The organism is Bradyrhizobium ottawaense, assembly GCF_002278135.3.
GTDB classification, from domain to species: Bacteria; Pseudomonadota; Alphaproteobacteria; order Rhizobiales; family Xanthobacteraceae; genus Bradyrhizobium; species Bradyrhizobium ottawaense.
The window spans coordinates 6,788,117-6,804,840 of the sequence record NZ_CP029425.2 but is presented as its reverse complement, the minus strand read 5'-3'; the positions used below and the strand labels follow the sequence as shown (position 1 = coordinate 6,804,840).

Sequence of the window (16,724 nt, the reverse complement as noted above, 5' to 3'; positions counted from 1 at the left end):
CAGGCCCAGGCCCTGGGGTGGCACCCCCGTAACGCCTACGCGGACCAACGATCCTGCTCTTGCTGGTGCGCGTGCTCGTTCAGGCGTTCGGCGATCTGGTCCGCAATCTGCTCCGACTCCGCCGAGGCGACGGGCTCGCCCTTGCGTGTCCTGAGCTTGTCCTTGTCGGCCTCGATCGGGAAGTCGTCAGGCTTCAGTCCATCATCCTTGCCCATGGCGCGCCTCACTGCATCTCATGTCGGAAGAACACGTCTGGAGGCTGATCGTTGCTTGGACAAGAGAAACTTCCGACCGACGAATGGACGGGGCGCGGCTCGCGTTTGGGCGTTGTCAGCACGATCCCGGTGTCAGGCGCCGCTGGCAGCCCTGGCAAGCCCCTATTGCCGATGCAGGATTGTACGAATAGGCTTCCGCCTCGAAGACGCCCAAACGGTCTTTCAAATCGGCCGCACGTTCATGCCCAAATTCCTTCGCATCGGAGTCCTCCAGTCCAACGTATCCGGCTACACGTCGAAGGCGTGGTGCGTTCGGCGCGTCGGCTCGGCGGTGTTCCTGAAGTGGGGTGCCGTTGAGGTGCAGGGCGCCGGTGATGGACGAAGGGTCTACTGGACGCGATTGCCGCAGGAGAAGACAGTTCGCTGCGGCACGACGCAGCGCGCCCAGGACTACGCCAAAGCCGCCATCGCCCGGCGCCGCAGCCACCGCTACGAGCCGCTGGCCGGGCCGATCGCGCTCCGGCGCCGATCCGCCGAGCGGAGCGCGGAACTCAAGCAGGCACTCGCCACCATCCTGATCGTCGATATCGTCCGCTCCACCGAAAAGGCGGCAAAGCTCGGCGATGCGCGTTGGACCAAGGTCATGGGCCACTATTACGCGGCCGTGCGCAAGGAGCTGAAGAGTACGCGTGGCAAGGAAGTGGTGACGACCGGCGACGGCGTGCTGGCGACATTCAAGGCGCCGGCTTCCGGCGTCCGCTGCGCGACCGCGATTCAAAAGGCCGTGCGCACGCTGGGGCTCGACATCAGGGTCGGGCTGCATGCGGGCGAGTACAGTGTGAGCGGGGGCGAGATGGTCGGTCTCGCGTTTCACATCGGCACGCGCGTCGCCGCCAAAGCGCGCGCCGGCGAAGTCCTGGTCTCGAGCGCGGTCAAGGACCTGATGGCGCAGTCGGAGATCCGCTTCAGGGATCACGGCGTGCATCAGCTCAAGGGCGTGCCGGAGCGGTGGCGGCTGTTTCGGGTGGAGGATTGAAGGGATTGAGGCCTATCTGTTCGGATCGGTCCGGTCGCATTTGGGGCATCGTCCGTCCGCGGCGGCGGCGAGTTGGTGGCCGATCTCTTCCCTGAGAGCGTCTGCCTCGAAGGCCGTGCCGTCGCTCCTGAGGATTCGCTTGGCGCGTTCGTAGGCGTGGCTCTCGGCGGCGTCGTCGCCGACGCGAACGATCACCTCATCGTGGAAAGGGCAGACCGTGGTCGCACGGGTGGTTTCGAGCGCGTAGCGTACCACTGCGGTCAGGTCGTCGACGTTGGCGGATATCATGGCTGCTCTCCTGATCGTGGCGGTCCCGATGGTGGCCTGTTTCCGGCGGCGGGGGTACCGTACGGCCGTGTCGGTCCGGTCAGGCGACAAGGGCGACGTCAATCCGCCCCGGCTTCCTTGGAAGCACCGAGGCCGATCGCGTGTTCTGTCCAGGGCTGCATTCAACCCGCGGCTTTTGCAACCCGCGGCTTTTGCCCTGGTTCCATCGAACCCGTCGGCGCAGCCGCTCGTCCGGAGCCGGCTCCTGGTCGCGGTCGGTCAGTCCCCGTCTTGCGAAGCGGTGCCCGGCGTGCCTAGGAGTCCGGGCTCCGCTTCGTTCGGCACCGGAGCAGGAGCGCGGCCGATGTCATGCAGAGCATAGGCGTGAGCAGGGCCTTTGCATTGACCCATCTCAAACACAGGGAGGGCCCCTAAGGAATCATCCGCAATTTCGCCGGCCGCGGTTCGGGCGCATGAATAACGACATGCAGCGCCAGATTCTCTTCAGGTGCCCGCGCACCGGCATAAACGTCCAGCATCGGATCGATGACGAGCGGCCCGAGAGTTCCGAGCCGGCGGACAGCTATGTGTCCGTGAGGTGCCCGGCCTGCATGTCGCTGCACTTCGTCAACAGCACCACCGGCAAGCTGCTGGGCGAGCGAAGCGCGCAGCCCGCCTCGATGTCGCGTTCCGCCTGATCCGTCCGCGTTGATTGTGCAGCGACGTGGCGGAAGGGCAACCGTCAATGGATCGCCGCGTACATGATGGATTCCTCGGTCGCCTCCAGCGCGGAAAACTCCTCGACGACCTTGCCTTGCCTGCAAACCAGGATGCGGTCCGACAGCGCCATGATCTCGGGCAGGTAGGAGGAGATCACGACCACCGCCTTGCCCTTGTCGGCCAGCGAATTGATCAGCTCGTGAATCTCGACGATGGCTCCGACATCGACGCCCCGCGTCGGTTCGTCGAATATGATCAGGTCCGGATCCTGAATCAGCGATTTGGCGATCACGACCTTCTGCTGGTTGCCGCCGGACAATTCGACGACCTTGGCCTCGTCGCCGATGGCGCGCACCTTGAGCCGTTCGATCCAGGACTTTCCGGTCGCCGTGCTTTCGCGTCGTGACAGCCAGGCGCGTCCCTTGGGAAACTTGGCGAGCAGGCCGAGATAGATGTTGCGCGCAATGGATGCGGTCTCGAAAAATCCTTCGACCTTGCGGTCTTCCGTCACGTAGGCGATGCCGGCCTGCACCGCCGGGGCGGGGACGCGGTAGCGTACCGGCTTGTCCTCGAGGATCACCTCGCCGCCGTGGAAGAAGTCGCGCTTCATGATGCCTGCGACGATCTTGAACGTCTCGGTGCGTCCCGCGCCCACAAGACCGAAGACGCCGGTGATCTGGCCTGCAAACACCGACAGCGAATTATTCTTCACCATCGGCGCCATCTTCAGGTTCTGCACCGTCAGCACCCGCTTGCCCGAGGCGCGGACCGTCGCCTTGCGCGCGCCATAGAGCGTGTTGGAGAGATCCCGCCCCACCATCGCCTGGACGATGCGCGCCCGGTCGAAGCGGGAGGCGTCGTCGGTCACGACATGCCTGCCGTCGCGCAGCACCGTGATGCGGTCGGCGAGCAGCAGCGCCTCTTCGAGGGCGTGCGAGATGAAGATGATGGAGACCCCGCGCTTCTTCAGGTCCTTGACCAGGTCGAAGAAGTACTTCTTCTCCTCCGGCGTCAGCGTCGCTGTCGGCTCGTCGAAGATGATCACCTTGGCCTTGTGCAGGACCGCACGTGCGATCTCGACCATCTGCTTCTTGGCCGCTCCTAATCCGCCGACCGTCGCGGTGGGCGTCACGTCGAAGTTGAGCGATTGCAGGAATTGCTGGGCCGCGATGTAGATGCCGCGCAGGCGATTGTAGAACTTCTCCTGACCGAGAAACAGGTTCTGCGCCACCGTCATCGTCGGCACCAGGCTGTTCTCCTGGAACACCATGGCGATGCCGAGGTTGCGCGCCTCCAGCGGAGTCCTCGGAGTGACGTCGACGCCGTCGACAATCATGCCGCCGGACGTCAGCGTCACGACGCCGGCCATGACCTTGGTCAGCGTCGATTTTCCCGCGCCGTTTTCGCCGACGAGGGCGTGGATTTCGCCGCGCCGAAGCTCGAAATCGACGCCGTCGATGGCGGGCACGCCGGCGTAGAGCTTGGTCGCCTTCGACAGCGACAGGACGAGGTCGTTCATGCGCGGGCCTCCTCGCCGAGGGATGCCAGCGGCAGCTTGATGACGCGCCCGGGGCCCTTGGCAATCATCACGAGGTCGTTGCCGACTTCGACGGCGGACACGATGCCGTGGTTGACGCCGTCGGCCCGGCTGTGGAGCGAGTAGCGTGGAAAGCCGTCGGCTCCGAGCCGGATGACGAGACCATACGACCGCGGCGGCGCCCAGGGCTTCATCACGCCCATGGTCTTGATGTGGGCGCCCTGCAGCGGCTCCTTGAAGGAGTGGCCCGAGCGCAGACGCGGCGCCACCCAGAACTCCGGGTCGATCTCCGCGATCATGCGGCGGCGATAGGCGGGCTCGCGCAGCACGAACTCGACCAGTTGGGTGCGCGCGGTGAACGCGGTGAGCCAGAAGCCGCCGCCGCTCGCTGGAGAAAGCCGGGATGGGTAGACGGGGAGGTGCCGCAGCAGATCCTTGCGGCTTCCGTCCGGTGCGATCGAGACCAGGCGATGCCGCCAGCTTTCGCTGACGAGCACGGTGCCGTTGCTTGTGATGGCGCCGAAAGCGTAGCCCAATCCGCCGGCAAGCTCGCTGATCGCGCCCGTGTTCGGATCGAGCCGCAGCAGCCGGCCGGTCCTGCCGAGCTCCATCAGATCGCGCGCCCAGTCGCCGACATCGTGCAACGACGATCCATCGGTTGCGATCAACGTCCCGTCGGCCGCGGGCGCCAGCGCATTGACGGCGTGCAGCCCCTGCGTAAAGGCGGCCCTGGGTGTCTCGGCCGTGGCGTTGTCGTAGAGCCGGACCTCCATGCCGCCGAGCGCGACGGCAAGGCCACCACCGGGCAAGGACGCCAGCGCGGAGATCGGCCGCTCGAAGCTGCGAACCGTCGTTGTAGAGTTTCCGGTCAAACGCGTCAGCCGCGCGCCATCGGCGATGAGCAGCGAGGTGCCGTCCGGGGCGAGATCCTCCGGCGCGTCGCATTCGAGCAGGATCTCCGCCTGCTCGAGCGCCTGGTTGGGCTTCAACGCCCCGTCGAACGACGGCACGGTGATAGCCGCCTCGCCACGGCCGAGGAAGCGGTTGGCGAATTCTCTGATAGCGACGATCACGACGGCTTCCCCCAGCGCTTGTCGTACTGAACGAAGTCGGGATCGGCATTGTCGAGCTTGAAGCGGCCGATCCGGTTGTTGGCGATGCCGCCGAGATAGAGATAGCCGCGATGCTCCCGCATCGAGGTGATCATGGGGTGGTTGAGGCCCTTGAGGTCCCAGAACGATTCCAGGATCTTGCCCTGCTCGTTGAACTTGACGACGCAGCCGGTGTTGATGTTCGGAAACAGCCATTCGTCGACCGGCACGCGCTTGGCCATGCGCCGGCGGAAGCTCGGCATCTTCCAGGCGAGATCCAGTGACGGACTGCGCATGCCGACCAGCGCCAGCCAGTAATTGCCGTCCGAGGCAAGGTTGATGTTGTCGGGATAGCCCGGCAGATTGTCCATGACGGTCTCGACGTTGCCCTTCTTGGGACCTGCGAACCAGTAGCGCTTGATCGAGCAGCCGAACGTCTCCGCGAACAGGATGGATTGCCCGTCGCTGGCGACTGCGACGCCGTTCGGGAATTTGAGCCCGCGCAGCGCGGTGTGGGTGGTGCCGGTCTTGGTGTCGTAGCAGATGATGCGGCCGTTGCCGCGCGCTTCCAGCCCGTCGACTGGCCATTCGTCCATCTCGTAGCGGACGGTGGCTTCGGAGAAGAAGATCAACCCGTCGTCTGTGATGTCGAGATCGTCGGCAAGCCGGAGACGGCTGTCGTCGTTCACGGAGTAGATGCTGCGGTTGGTCTCGTCGGTGGCTTTCTCTACGGTGCCGTCCGGCTTGATGCGATAGAGGCCCATGCCGCCGATGCAGACATAGAGGTTGTCCTCTTTGTCGAACGCCATGCCGAGCGGCTGGCCGCCGATATGTGCGAACACTTCCATCCGCTCGTAATCGGGCGGAAAGAAGCGGATGATGTCGCCGTGCCGCGATCCCGCGTAGAGCACGTCGTTGCGGTCGAGAATGACGTCCTCGGGCGCCTCGATCCGGCCGAGCCCGATCAGCGAGACGTCACGCAGCTTGTCGTTCTGCTCGAACGGCCCACCGCTGCCGATCTCGGTCGGCGGCGGTGGCGGCAGCGCGTGATAGGTCGGGGCGACATAGACCTTGCTGATGATGCGGGTGCGATTCTTCTGCCAACGGATGTCGACCATCGCCGCCGCCAGCAGGATCGTCGCCAGCGCCATGCGGTTGACGCCGCCGCGCGCATTCATGGCGGTCAGGCCGTTGGTGACGAGCAGGACGACGAGCACGCCGACCATCGATTTGACGACCGACCCCTTGCCGCCGCCGAGCGTGATGCCGCCGAGCACGGTTGCCGTCAGCACGATCACCTCGAGGCCGACGCCGATATCGCCGCCGACCGTGCCGAGCCGGGCCGCGAAGAACAGCGCGCCGATGCTGGTCAGCACGCCGCTCGCGACGTAGCAGAGCGCGATTGTGCGGCGGACCGGAATGCCGGAATTGTAGGCCGAGCGCCGCGAGCCGCCGATCGCGGTGATGTGCCAGCCCGGCCGCAGCCGCGTCAGGAAGACGTGGCCGAAGATCGCGATGACGATGTAGACCAGCGCGACGCTGGGAATGCCGAAAACGCTGCCGCCGCCGATGAAATCCCAGGACGGAATGTCCGGGAAAGCCGACGCGATGGCGTTGGAATAGCGCTGGATCAGCAGATCGTAGGCCGAGCGATAGATGATCAGCGTGATCAGCGTGGTGATGAAGGCGCGGAGCCTGAGATAGCCGATCAGCACGCCGTTCACCGCGCCGAGCAGCCCTCCGACGATCATGGTGACGACCACCACGGCGGGGACCGGCCAGTTGAGCACGTCGAGCAGATAGAGCGCGCAGAAATCCGTCAGGGCGAAGATCGAGCCGACCGAGAGATCAATGCCGCCGACGATGACGACCAGCGCCATGCCGAGACCGATGAAGCCGATCTCGCCGGCCTGCCGCGCCGTGTCGGCGAGGCTCGATGGGGACAGGAAATGCTCGAGCGAGCGGCTGAGCGCGAAGCCGACGATCAGCAGCAGGATCACCGGGATGGCGGTTTCGGTCCAGCGTTTGGACAGGATCTCGCCGAGGAGATGGTCCGGCCAGTAGCGATATCGGAGCCTCGTCAGTGTCTCGCGCATCTGCCTTCCGCTGATTCCATGAGCAAGGTTGCGCGTTCCGCACCCGGAGCGACGGAACGCGCAGCTTTAGTGTGCGATCACTTCTTGAGATCGGAGAGATTCCAGCACGCCGTCTGGGTGTCGGCGTTTTCTTTCGTGATCGGGATCAGCGTCGTGTATTCGGAGCCCTTGACCGAACCCGGCTTGGCGCCCGACGACAACAGCCATTTGATCGTGCCGGCCATCTGCGCGGCCTGCGTCGGGACGTCGTAGCTCATGTTGAGATCGAACGAGCCGTTCTTCACGAGCTCGCACGCACCCTTGCGCTCGCCGCCGCCCGAGGTCGCCAGGAACACCTTGCCGGTCAGGCCGGCTTCCTTGATCGCGGCGGCGGTGCCGATGTCCATGCCGTCCCAGAAGCCGACGATGCCGCAGAGGTCAGGGTTCTGCTTCAGCACCGTCTGGGTGATTGCCTTGGCCTTGGCGGCATCCCAATCGGCGGCCTGGCTGGAGACGACCTTGATCTCGGGATGCTTGGCGAGAATGTTCTCGACGCCCTTGAGCGTGTAGGCGCTGGCCGCCGCCGAGAGCGCGCCCTGGATGATGGCGATCTTGTTCGATTTGCCCTGGCAGGCCTTCACCACGCCTTCGGTCTGGCGCTCGCCGATCTCGATCCAGTTGGCACCGACGAAGGCCGAGCTGCGATAGGCCGAGCCCATGTTGATCTGGATGACGTAGATGCCTTCGTTCTCGGCGCGCTGCAGCAGCTTGGCGTAGGTCTGGACGTCGGGATTGTGGATCACCATCACCGCCGGCTTCTCCGAGATCAGCGAGGTGACGGCTTGCGCGCCGGCGTTCGTATTCCAGTTGGGATCGCGAATCACGAACTTGACGCCGAACGGCTCGAGCTCCTTCTTGAGGCCGGCGTACCAGCCTTCGGTCAGGTCGAAGTTCATCGCCACCGGCACGTAGGCGACGGTCTTGCCGGCGAGCGCTTCGCGGAAAGGCTTCTGGAACGGCTCGTCGAGGCCCTGCTGGGCAAGGGCCGGAGCGGCGCCGGCTGAAAGCGCCAATGCGGCGATGCTTCCAAGCGCGAATTTATGAACGCAGGCCATTGTCTTCCTCCTTGTTGGATACGCGTTTTTTTCAGGCAGATCAGATGTCGCCCTGTTGGGCCGTTTCTTCGTTTCGTGGGTTGAGCAGCGTGTCCGTGATGACCGCGACCAGGAGCACGAGGCCCTTGATGAGGTTCTGGCCGGCATAGGGGACGTTGAGGATCGTCATTCCGTTCAGCATCGTTCCGATTAGGAGCGTGCCGATGATGACGTTGACGACCCCGCCGCGTCCGCCCGACAGGCCGATGCCCCCGAGCACGACGACGAGGATGACGTCGTAGATCAGCGTCGAATTGAAGATCCTGGTCGGCATGGAGTTGACGGACGCCGCCAGCACGAGGCCGGCAAAGCAGCCGATCAGCGCCGCAAGGACGTATTGCAGCACGATGATGGGCCGCGACGGGATGCCGGTCACGCGCGCGGCGAACGGGTTGTCGCCGATCGCGTAGATGTAGGCGCCCCAGCGCGTCTTGCGCAGCAGGATGAAAACCACGACGCAGGCGATCGCGAACATGACGATCGAGGTGGGGATGCCGAGGATGCTGCCCTGGCCGAGCCGCTCGAACCCGGCCATGCCGTCGCTCCATTGCACGACGTCGAGCTGGAAGAGGGCGGCCTGGCCGAGACCAGCGACGAACAGGCCGGTCGCCAGCGTCGCGAACAAGGGCGGCACTTCCGCATAGGCGATGAGCCAGCCGTTGACGAGCCCGATCGCGATCGACAGCAGGCCGGCGGCGAGCAGCGAGGCCGGCAGCGAATGCCCATTCTGCACCATCTGCAGCACGAGGCCGCCGGGGACCGCGAGTGCGGCGATCAGCGACAGGTCGATGCCGCGGCCGATCACGACGATTGCCATGGCGAGGCCAAGGATGCCGAGCACCGCCACGTTCTGCAGCAATGTCAGCATGTTGTCTGCGGAGAGAAAGCCGCTGAGGAAGACCGAGAAGGTCAGGAAAAGTGCGGCGAAGACCGCAAACACGATCTCCTGTTGGCTGATCCGAACGCGCTTCATCGCTTGCCATCCCTGGGATCGGCATCGCGCGTGCGGGATCGCCGTCTCGGCGCGCGCTTGCCTCCCCCCGTCCCAAGATTTGTTTTGCGCTTGATAAGCGAGGAGCCTCAAGGCGGCTTGCTTGAACGCGCAAACCTTTTGCGTTGGCGCGCAAAGAGTCTTGCGCGAAGCTGACAGGAACCTAAGATCGGCCGGCAGCTTTTGTGCGCTGCACAGCCAGACCTCGCTGCAACGGGCCACCATGGATCTCGTGTTTACGACCGAGGAGCTAGACCCCGCCAAGCGCTTCGCAGCCTGGCAAGATGCGATCTGCGACCACTATGTTCATGTCGACGTGAACGCGGTGAAGCCGGCCGACTACCAGGGCTTTATCCGCGAGGCGCAATTTGGCTCGGTCACGATGAGCGACGTCTTCCTGTCGGAGCAGCGGATATCGCGGCGCGACCGGCACATCGCAAAGCTCGACAAGGATTGTTACTACGTCCAGTTTCTGCAACAGGGCAGCATGGACGTGCTCCAGGCCGGCCAGACCCTGGTGACCAGCCCGGGCGTTGGTGCGATCTTCTCGGCCTCCGACGCCTACGATCTCGAATGCTCGAACCAATTCCGGTCGTTGTATCTGGAGATCCCGCGCAAGGAATTTTCGTCGCGCTTCGCCGAAGGAAAGATGCCGTCGGCGGCGACAATTGCGACGGGACGGGGCTTGGGGCGGATCGCCGCCGAATTCTGCGCGCTGCTGGCATCGGAGGCCTCGAGCCTGGAGGAGACGGCGCGAACCCGGCTTGGTCATGAGCTGATGGACGTGCTGGCGCTCGCGCTGGACATGGGCGACAAGGACGAGTTCTCGGAAGACGCGACGGCGCGGAACGCGCGCCTGCGCTCGGTCAAGGGCTGGATCGAGGAGCATCTGACCGATCCGGATCTGTCGCTGGAGAAGATTGCCAGGAACAACGGCGTCTCGCTCCGGCATCTGCATTACCTGTTTCGTTCGACCGAGATGTCGGTGTCCGAATGGATCCTGAACCGCCGCCTGCAGCGTTGCTACGACGCGCTGATGCGCCCGGAGCTGCGCGCGCTGTCGGTGACCGAGATCGCCTATCGCCTCGGCTTCAGCAGCTCGTCGCACTTCAGCACGGTGTTTCGCCGGAAGTTCGGCCACAGCCCGTCCGAGCTGCGCCGGCGGCAGATGACGTCGATCGACTAGAGCGGGGATCGCGCGCCGAGCCGCCGGCGATGACGTTCGGCGGCAACGAGCCCCTGCAGACCGGCCCGCGCGTCCTATTTCTCGACGGCGCCCGTCCAGTCCTTGAAGCCGCCGAGGTTGTAGACCTTCTCGTAGCCCAAATCCTTCAGCAACTTGCCGGCCAGCGCCGACCGGCCGCCGGACGCGCAGTAGAGAATGACGCTCTTGCTCTTGTCGAACGCCTTGTCGTGGGAAGGCAACTCCGGATCCGCGCGAAACTCCAGCATCCCCCGCGAGACATTCACGGCCCCTGCGATCTTGCCGCTGGCGGCCACCTCCGGCGCGTCGCGAACGTCGACGACCAGCGTGTTGCCGCTCTTGATCATGTCAGTGGCCTGTTCCGGCGTGATCTTGGGCACCGCCGCATTGGCGGCTTCAAGCATTTGCTTGACGCTGGTTGGCATGGGTTGTCTCCGTTGGTGGCCTCGCGGGGAGGATAGCATATTGGCCGCACTTCGCCTCCTTCTGTCGGAGGAGCATGCTCTGTTTGATCATGCGCTCATTCTGCCCCCAATATCGTGCGAGCCAGCTCCGATGGATTCTCGACAGCCGAGAAGTGGCCGGTATTCCTGAGCGTCACCACCTGCGAGTTGGGAATGAGAGACCGTGTGCGCTCGCGCTCGTCGGGCCGAGACCAATCGCTGTCGCCATAGATGAGCGTCACCGGCGCCGAGATCTGCCGATAGTAGTCGCGGGCCGTGCTCCAGGATCGCCAGCCCGCCAACACCTTGCGTGCGGCCCGCTTGTATCCCGGGCGGTGGGCCACCTTGTCGAACTCGGCGAGCAGATCGGCCGGCAGCTTGCGCGGGTCGTGGTATCCACCACCCATGATCTTGCCGAGAACGATCTTGTTTTCGAGCGACGCGTTGATCGCCCCGAGCACCGGGATCTGCAGACTTCCGATAATGAAGTTCGCGAGCCAATTGCCCCGTCGAATTCCGTCCCCATAGCGAGTTTCGTAGTCGTAGGGGTTGATTGCATAGACCCGCTTTACGCGGTGTGGGAGGGAGGCCGCCACCGTGAGGACCAATGCGCCCCCGATCGACTCGCCGACGAGCGTTATATCCGAGAGGTCTAGCGCCTCAATGAAGCGGATGACCGCCTGCCTGAAATAGGGCTCGTTGAAGCTCGCGCCCGGATCGATCGGTGAGTGTCCGTGGCCGGGCAGATCGATGGCGTACACCGTGTGCGACCGGGCGAGGAGAGGCGCGAGGCTGCGGAAATACTCGAGCTGCGTCCGGATCGTATGGACGAGGAGTAGCGGAGGCCCGCTGCCGGTCTTGTGAAAACGCACACTGAGCCTCTCCGATAATTTGAGCAAACTCGGCCCGGCTTCGCTCACGTCAAGCATCCGATCTCTCCAAGTTTCGAGGGGGCGGTCGTTCAAGCGGCGGCGGCTTCACGGACCAGCGCGGCTGCGGCATCCAGAAGGGCTCGTGCGAGGTCGGTGTCGTTGACCGCGCGCGCCAGCGTCACGGCGCCGACCATCGTCGCGAGAATGGCCATGGCCTTGTCTCTGGACCCCTGGTCGCCGTCCTTGGCGATGAAGCGGCCGAGCACGTCGAGATGGGCCTTGATGCCCGCTTCGAACTCGGCCTTGACGTCGGGACCCTGCCGGGCGGCGTCCGCGCCGAGGGCCACGATCGGACAGCCGTCCATTCTCTCTTCGCGATGATCTGCACTGAGATAGAATCCGATCACTGCGCTGAGCGGATCGTCAGGATTGCGCGCGGCCGCGTCCGACCATCGGCCGGAAGCGCTCTCCAACGCGCGCTTGGATGCCTCGACCGTCAAGTCCTCCTTGGACGCGAACTGCTTGTAGAAGGCGCCCTGGGTGAGCCCGGCCCCCTCCATCAGATCCTTGAGGCCAATGCCGTCAAAGCCGCGATCCCTGAAGAGGCGACTTGCCACATTGATCACGGTTTGGCGGTTCTCCGCGGCTTGAACGCGACTGACGCGCATCGTGCTCCTCCATTTGGATTTCAGTCGAAATCTACGTCCAATATAGATGTCGAATGACATCTATCAAGTGGGCAGTTGCAGCTGGACCGGTGATTTCCTGAGATCACATTCCCGTCAGGTCGCCAAATTTAGATTGTGGTCGACCTCTAATTCGATATAGAGTTTGAACGAAATCTAAATCGCACAGGAGACTGTCATGAAAAGGGGAACTGCCGTTTTGGCCGGTATTATGATCCCGGCGGGGGTGGCCACATTCGTCAGTCTCGGCATTTTCACCCCAAAGGCCTCTGCCGTGAGCGACCCGAGGCAGGAGCCGCCGATGGTCAGCTTGGTGAAGGCCGCGCGGGTGAACGGCTCCGAGCGCGGGTTCACAGGCACCATCGGCGCGCGGGTGGAGAGCAATCTCGGCTTTCGCGTCGCCGGCAAGATCGTCGAGCGGCTGGTGAATGTCGGCGAGCAGGTCAAAGCCGGGCAGCCTCTCATGCGGATCGACGAGACCGACCTCCGCCTTGCGCTTGCGGCGAAGCGTAACGCCGTGGCCGCGGCTCGCGCGGTAGTCGTGCAGACGGATGCCGATGAGCGGCGATATGCCAACCTGGTCAACGACGGATGGACGTCCAAGCAGCGCTACGAGCAGGCGAAGGCCGCCTCGGATACAGCCAAGGCGCAGCTCGCCGCGGCCGAAGCCGAGGCAGGGGTCGCCGAGAACCAGGCGACCTATTCCATCCTGGTGGCAGACGCGGACGGCACGGTCACCCAAACGCTTGGCGAGCCCGGCCAAGTGGTCTCGGCCGGCCAGGCGGTCGTTCGGCTTGCGCAGTCCGGGCCTCGCGAAGCCGTGGTGGCGCTTCCCGAAACGATCCGGCCGGCGATCGGCTCGTTCGCCGAGGCCAGCCTGTATGGAAGCGATGGACGCCGCTACGCGGCGCATCTGCGCCAATTGTCGAACTCTGCCGACGCGCAGACCCGGACTTACGAGGCCCGCTACGTGCTCGGCGGCGAGGCGGCGGCAGCACCGCTCGGCGCGACAGTCACCATTCGGCTCGCAAGCCAGGACAGTCAGCCGGAAGTCCAGGTGCCGCTGGGCGCCGTGCTCGATGACGGCAGGACAACGGGCGTCTGGGTGTTCGACAGCGGCAGCTCGACCGTACACTTTCGCCCCATCAAGCTTCTGCGCGTGACCAGCGAAGCGGCCATTATCTCTGGATCAAGCTCAGCTGATCCCATTGTTTCGCTCGGCGCTCACCTCCTGCACGAGGGCGCTCGCGTCAGGACCGCCTCCGACGGCGGGAGCAAATGATGAGCTTCAATCTCTCCGCGGTCGCCGTTCGCGAGCGGGCCGTCACCCTGTTCTTTATCATTCTGCTGGCGGCAGCAGGCGCCTACGCCTTCTTCATGCTCGGGCGGGCCGAGGACCCGTCCTTCACCATCAAGACCCTGACGGTCACGACGGTGTGGCCGGGTGCGACGGCACGCGAGATGCAGGACCAGGTCGCCGAACCCCTGGAGAAGCGGATTCAGGAGCTGACCTGGTACGACCGGGTGGAGACGACGACGCGGCCGGGTTATGCGTACATGACGGTGACGCTGAAGGACAGCACGCCGCCATCGAGCGTCCAGGAAGAGTTTTATCAGGCTCGCAAGAAGCTCGGAGATGAAGCCCGCAAGCTGCCGGCCGGCGTGCTCGGCCCCTTCGTCAACGATGAATATTCGGACGTGAGCTTCGCGCTCTACGCCCTCAAGGCGAAGGGCATGCCGATGCGTGAGCTCGCCAGGAAGGCGGAGGTGATCCGCCAGGACCTGCTGCATGTGCCCGGCGTCAAGAAGATCAATATCTTCGGCGAACGTCCCGAGCAGATCTTCGTGGAGTTTTCCTATCCCAAGCTGGCAACGCTCGGCGTGTCGGCACAGGATATCGTTGCCGCCTTGCAGCGGCAGAATACGGTGACCCCGGCAGGTTCGATCGACACGAGCGGGCCACAGGTCTTCATCCGGGTCGACGGCGGTTACGACAGCGTGCAGGCGATCGCCGACACGCCGATCGTCGCTGCGGGACGAACCTTGAAGCTGTCCGACATCGCCGAGGTTCGTCGCGGCTACGAGGATCCTCCCACCTACATCATCCGGCACCAGGGCGAGCCCACGATCATGCTCGCGGCAGTGATGCAGGAGGGCTGGAACGGTCTGGCGCTCGGCAAGGCGTTGGAAGAGAGGTCCGCAGCCCTGGCGCGGACACTGCCGCTCGGGATGACGCTCGACAAGGTGACCGATCAGGCCGTGAACATCACCTCCGCGGTCGACGAGTTCATGATCAAATTCGCAATGGCGCTCGCTGTGGTGCTGCTGGTCAGCCTGCTCAGCCTCGGCTGGCGCGTGGGAATCGTCGTGGCCGCCGCAGTCCCTCTGACGCTGGCCGTCGTGTTTCTCATCATGCTGGAAACGGGCCGATTCTTCGATCGCATCACGCTCGGTGCTCTCATCCTCGCGCTTGGCCTGCTCGTGGACGATGCCATCATCGCCATCGAGGTGATGGTGGTGAAAATGGAAGAGGGGATGGACCGCCTCAGTGCGGCGGCCTACGCATGGAGCCACACTGCGGCGCCGATGCTCTCGGGCACACTCGTGACGATCGCGGGGTTCCTGCCGGTGGGGTTCGCGCGCTCGACCGCCGGCGAATATGCCGGCAACATCTTCTGGGTCGTCGGGTTCGCTCTCATCGTCTCCTGGATCGTCGCGGTGATCTTCACGCCTTACCTTGGTGTCAAGATGCTGCCTGCGATCAAGCCTATCGAGGGCGGCCACCACGCGATCTACGACACGCCGAACTACCGGCGCTTGCGGCGGGTCATCACCCTGGCCGTGCGCCACAAGTTCCTGACCTGCAGCCTCGTCGTGATCGCTTTCGCGCTGTCCGGCCTCGGCATGGGCGCGGTCAAGCAGCAGTTTTTCCCGACGTCGGATCGCCCCGAGGTTCTCGTGGAGGTTCGCCTGCCGGAAGGCACCAGCATCGAGACGACGACCGCCGCCGTCGAGAAGCTCGAACGCTGGCTGCATGATCAACCCGAGGCGAAGATCGTGACCAGCTATGTCGGTCAGGGCGCGCCCCGCTTCTTCTTCGCGATGGCGCCGGAGCTCCCCGATCCGGCCTTTGCCAAGATCGTCGTGCTGACGCCAGACGCCGAGGCGCGCGAGGCTTTGAAGCAGCGGCTCCGGGAGGCGGTATCACACGGCCTTGCCCGGGAAGCGCGTGTGCGCGTCACCCAGCTCGTCTTCGGACCCTACACGCCGTTCCCGGTGGAGTTTCGGGTGATGGGCCCCGATCCCGCGAAATTGTACGCGCTCTCTGAAAAAGCCGTCGAGGTCATGCGGGGCGTTCCCGACGTGCGACAAGCCAATCGGGATTGGGGCAATCGCACACCCGTGCTCCGCTTCATTCCAGATCAGGATCGGCTGAACCTCATCGGCCTCTCGCCGGCGGAAGTCGGGCGGCAGCTCCAGTTCCTCCTCACTGGCATCGCCGTCACGCAGGTCCGCGAGGACATTCGCAATGTCCCGATCGTGGCGCGCAGCGCCGGCGGTGAGCGGCTGGATCCGACACGGTTGGCCGACTTCTCACTGACGAGCCGAGACGGCCGTCTGATTCCGCTCGACCAGATCGGCCATTCGGAAGTCCAGCTCGAAGAGCCGATCCTGAAGCGCCGCGATCGCACGCCGGTCGTCACGATTCGTTCGGACATCAATGAGGCGACGCAGCCTCCCGAGGTCTCCAAGGACATCGTGAAAGCCCTCCAGCCGCTGATCGCATCGCTTCCGGCCGGCTATCGCATCGAGACCGGCGGCTCGATCGAGGAGGCCACGAAGGCCAATGACGCGCTCGCGACCGTCTTTCCCGCCATGATCGCCGCAACGCTGATCGTCATCATGCTTCAGGTCAGATCATTCTCGATGATGGCCCTCGTCATGCTGACAGCACCGCTTGGTCTCGTCGGCGTCGTGCCTGCGTTGCTGATCTTCAACCAGCCCTTCGGATTCAACGCGATTCTGGGACTGATCGGACTGGCCGGGATACTGATGCGCAATACCCTGATCCTGACCGAACAGATCAAGGAGAACCGCGCGGCGGGCCTCGACGACTACCACGCCGTCATCGAAGCCACGGTGCAACGCACGAGGCCCGTGATCCTGACCGCACTTGCGGCCGTACTCGCGTTCATCCCCCTCACACACTCCGTCTTCTGGGGATCGATGGCCTATACCTTGATCGGCGGCACGGCAGTCGGCACGGTGTTGATCCTGCTCTTCCTTCCTGCGCTGTATGCCGCGTGGTTCCGCATCAAGCCAACTGCGGATGAGATCCCTGTGAGCGCGACGGACAAACCGGAGTTGCGAACAGCAATGGCTGCCGAGTAGGGCTATCTCTGATCAGCCGGCGGCGCGGCAGCCTTCACTCG

Annotated in this window: 15 protein-coding genes; 5 read left to right on the top strand and 10 right to left on the bottom strand. The window is 64.4% G+C overall.

Annotated features, from left to right (window positions below; translation table 11 throughout):
- Positions 1-35 precede the first annotated feature (35 nt).
- On the bottom strand, positions 36-215 hold the full coding sequence (locus CIT37_RS32095) for a hypothetical protein (RefSeq protein WP_028142245.1): 180 nt from the start codon (positions 213-215) through the stop codon (positions 36-38).
- Positions 216-456: 241 nt separating this feature from the next.
- On the opposite strand from CIT37_RS32095, the gene CIT37_RS32090 reads away from it, so the two are divergent.
- Complete coding sequence (locus tag CIT37_RS32090; protein ID WP_028142246.1) at positions 457-1,251, top strand: adenylate/guanylate cyclase domain-containing protein; 795 nt, start codon at positions 457-459, stop codon at positions 1,249-1,251.
- Between the two features lie 12 nt (positions 1,252-1,263).
- Here CIT37_RS32090 and CIT37_RS32085 read toward each other — a convergent pair whose 3' ends face one another.
- Positions 1,264-1,539 (bottom strand): hypothetical protein, encoded by a 276-nt coding sequence (locus CIT37_RS32085; RefSeq protein WP_028142247.1) that lies wholly within the window; start codon positions 1,537-1,539, stop codon positions 1,264-1,266.
- Between the two features lie 464 nt (positions 1,540-2,003).
- On the opposite strand from CIT37_RS32085, the gene CIT37_RS32080 reads away from it, so the two are divergent.
- Positions 2,004-2,216 carry a hypothetical protein gene (locus CIT37_RS32080; protein WP_028142248.1) on the top strand — a complete coding sequence of 71 codons (213 nt, stop codon included), beginning with the start codon at positions 2,004-2,006 and terminating at the stop codon, positions 2,214-2,216.
- Positions 2,217-2,260: 44 nt separating this feature from the next.
- Here the strand turns inward: CIT37_RS32080 and CIT37_RS32075 are convergent, their stop codons facing one another.
- The 5 genes from CIT37_RS32075 to CIT37_RS32055 form a co-directional block, all read right to left on the bottom strand.
- Entirely contained in the window at positions 2,261-3,757 is a 1,497-nt protein-coding gene (locus CIT37_RS32075; RefSeq protein WP_038972041.1) for a sugar ABC transporter ATP-binding protein, read from the bottom strand.
- Entirely contained in the window at positions 3,754-4,848 is a 1,095-nt protein-coding gene (locus tag CIT37_RS32070) for a hypothetical protein (RefSeq protein ID WP_095425559.1), read from the bottom strand. The genes CIT37_RS32075 and CIT37_RS32070 overlap by 4 nt, the downstream gene beginning before the upstream one ends.
- Positions 4,845-6,962, bottom strand: coding sequence for an ABC transporter permease (locus CIT37_RS32065; RefSeq protein ID WP_028142251.1), 2,118 nt, complete (start codon positions 6,960-6,962; stop codon positions 4,845-4,847). Before CIT37_RS32065 ends, CIT37_RS32070 begins: the two co-directional genes overlap by 4 nt.
- Before the next feature lie 77 nt (positions 6,963-7,039).
- The gene (locus CIT37_RS32060) at positions 7,040-8,056 is read right to left on the bottom strand and encodes a sugar ABC transporter substrate-binding protein (RefSeq protein WP_028142252.1); all 1,017 of its coding nucleotides are present in this window, start codon (positions 8,054-8,056) and stop codon (positions 7,040-7,042) included.
- Positions 8,057-8,096: 40 nt separating this feature from the next.
- The gene (locus tag CIT37_RS32055) at positions 8,097-9,068 is read right to left on the bottom strand and encodes an ABC transporter permease (RefSeq protein WP_028142253.1); all 972 of its coding nucleotides are present in this window, start codon (positions 9,066-9,068) and stop codon (positions 8,097-8,099) included.
- Positions 9,069-9,309: 241 nt separating this feature from the next.
- On the opposite strand from CIT37_RS32055, the gene CIT37_RS32050 reads away from it, so the two are divergent.
- The gene (locus CIT37_RS32050) at positions 9,310-10,272 is read left to right on the top strand and encodes a helix-turn-helix domain-containing protein (RefSeq protein ID WP_095425558.1); all 963 of its coding nucleotides are present in this window, start codon (positions 9,310-9,312) and stop codon (positions 10,270-10,272) included.
- Between the two features lie 74 nt (positions 10,273-10,346).
- Here CIT37_RS32050 and CIT37_RS32045 read toward each other — a convergent pair whose 3' ends face one another.
- From CIT37_RS32045 to CIT37_RS32035, 3 genes are all read right to left on the bottom strand, one after another.
- Entirely contained in the window at positions 10,347-10,715 is a 369-nt protein-coding gene (locus CIT37_RS32045; RefSeq protein WP_095425557.1) for a rhodanese-like domain-containing protein, read from the bottom strand.
- Positions 10,716-10,810: 95 nt separating this feature from the next.
- Positions 10,811-11,662, bottom strand: a complete 852-nt coding sequence (locus CIT37_RS32040; protein WP_095425556.1) for an alpha/beta fold hydrolase — start codon at positions 11,660-11,662, stop codon at positions 10,811-10,813.
- Between the two features lie 32 nt (positions 11,663-11,694).
- Positions 11,695-12,273 carry a TetR/AcrR family transcriptional regulator gene (locus CIT37_RS32035; RefSeq protein WP_095425555.1) on the bottom strand — a complete coding sequence of 193 codons (579 nt, stop codon included), beginning with the start codon at positions 12,271-12,273 and terminating at the stop codon, positions 11,695-11,697.
- Positions 12,274-12,469: 196 nt separating this feature from the next.
- On the opposite strand from CIT37_RS32035, the gene CIT37_RS32030 reads away from it, so the two are divergent.
- Both CIT37_RS32030 and CIT37_RS32025 read left to right on the top strand, forming a co-directional pair.
- Entirely contained in the window at positions 12,470-13,573 is a 1,104-nt protein-coding gene (locus CIT37_RS32030; RefSeq protein WP_038949707.1) for an efflux RND transporter periplasmic adaptor subunit, read from the top strand.
- The gene (locus CIT37_RS32025; RefSeq protein WP_095425554.1) at positions 13,573-16,683 is read left to right on the top strand and encodes an efflux RND transporter permease subunit; all 3,111 of its coding nucleotides are present in this window, start codon (positions 13,573-13,575) and stop codon (positions 16,681-16,683) included. Before CIT37_RS32030 ends, CIT37_RS32025 begins: the two co-directional genes overlap by 1 nt.
- Positions 16,684-16,724 lie beyond the last annotated feature (41 nt).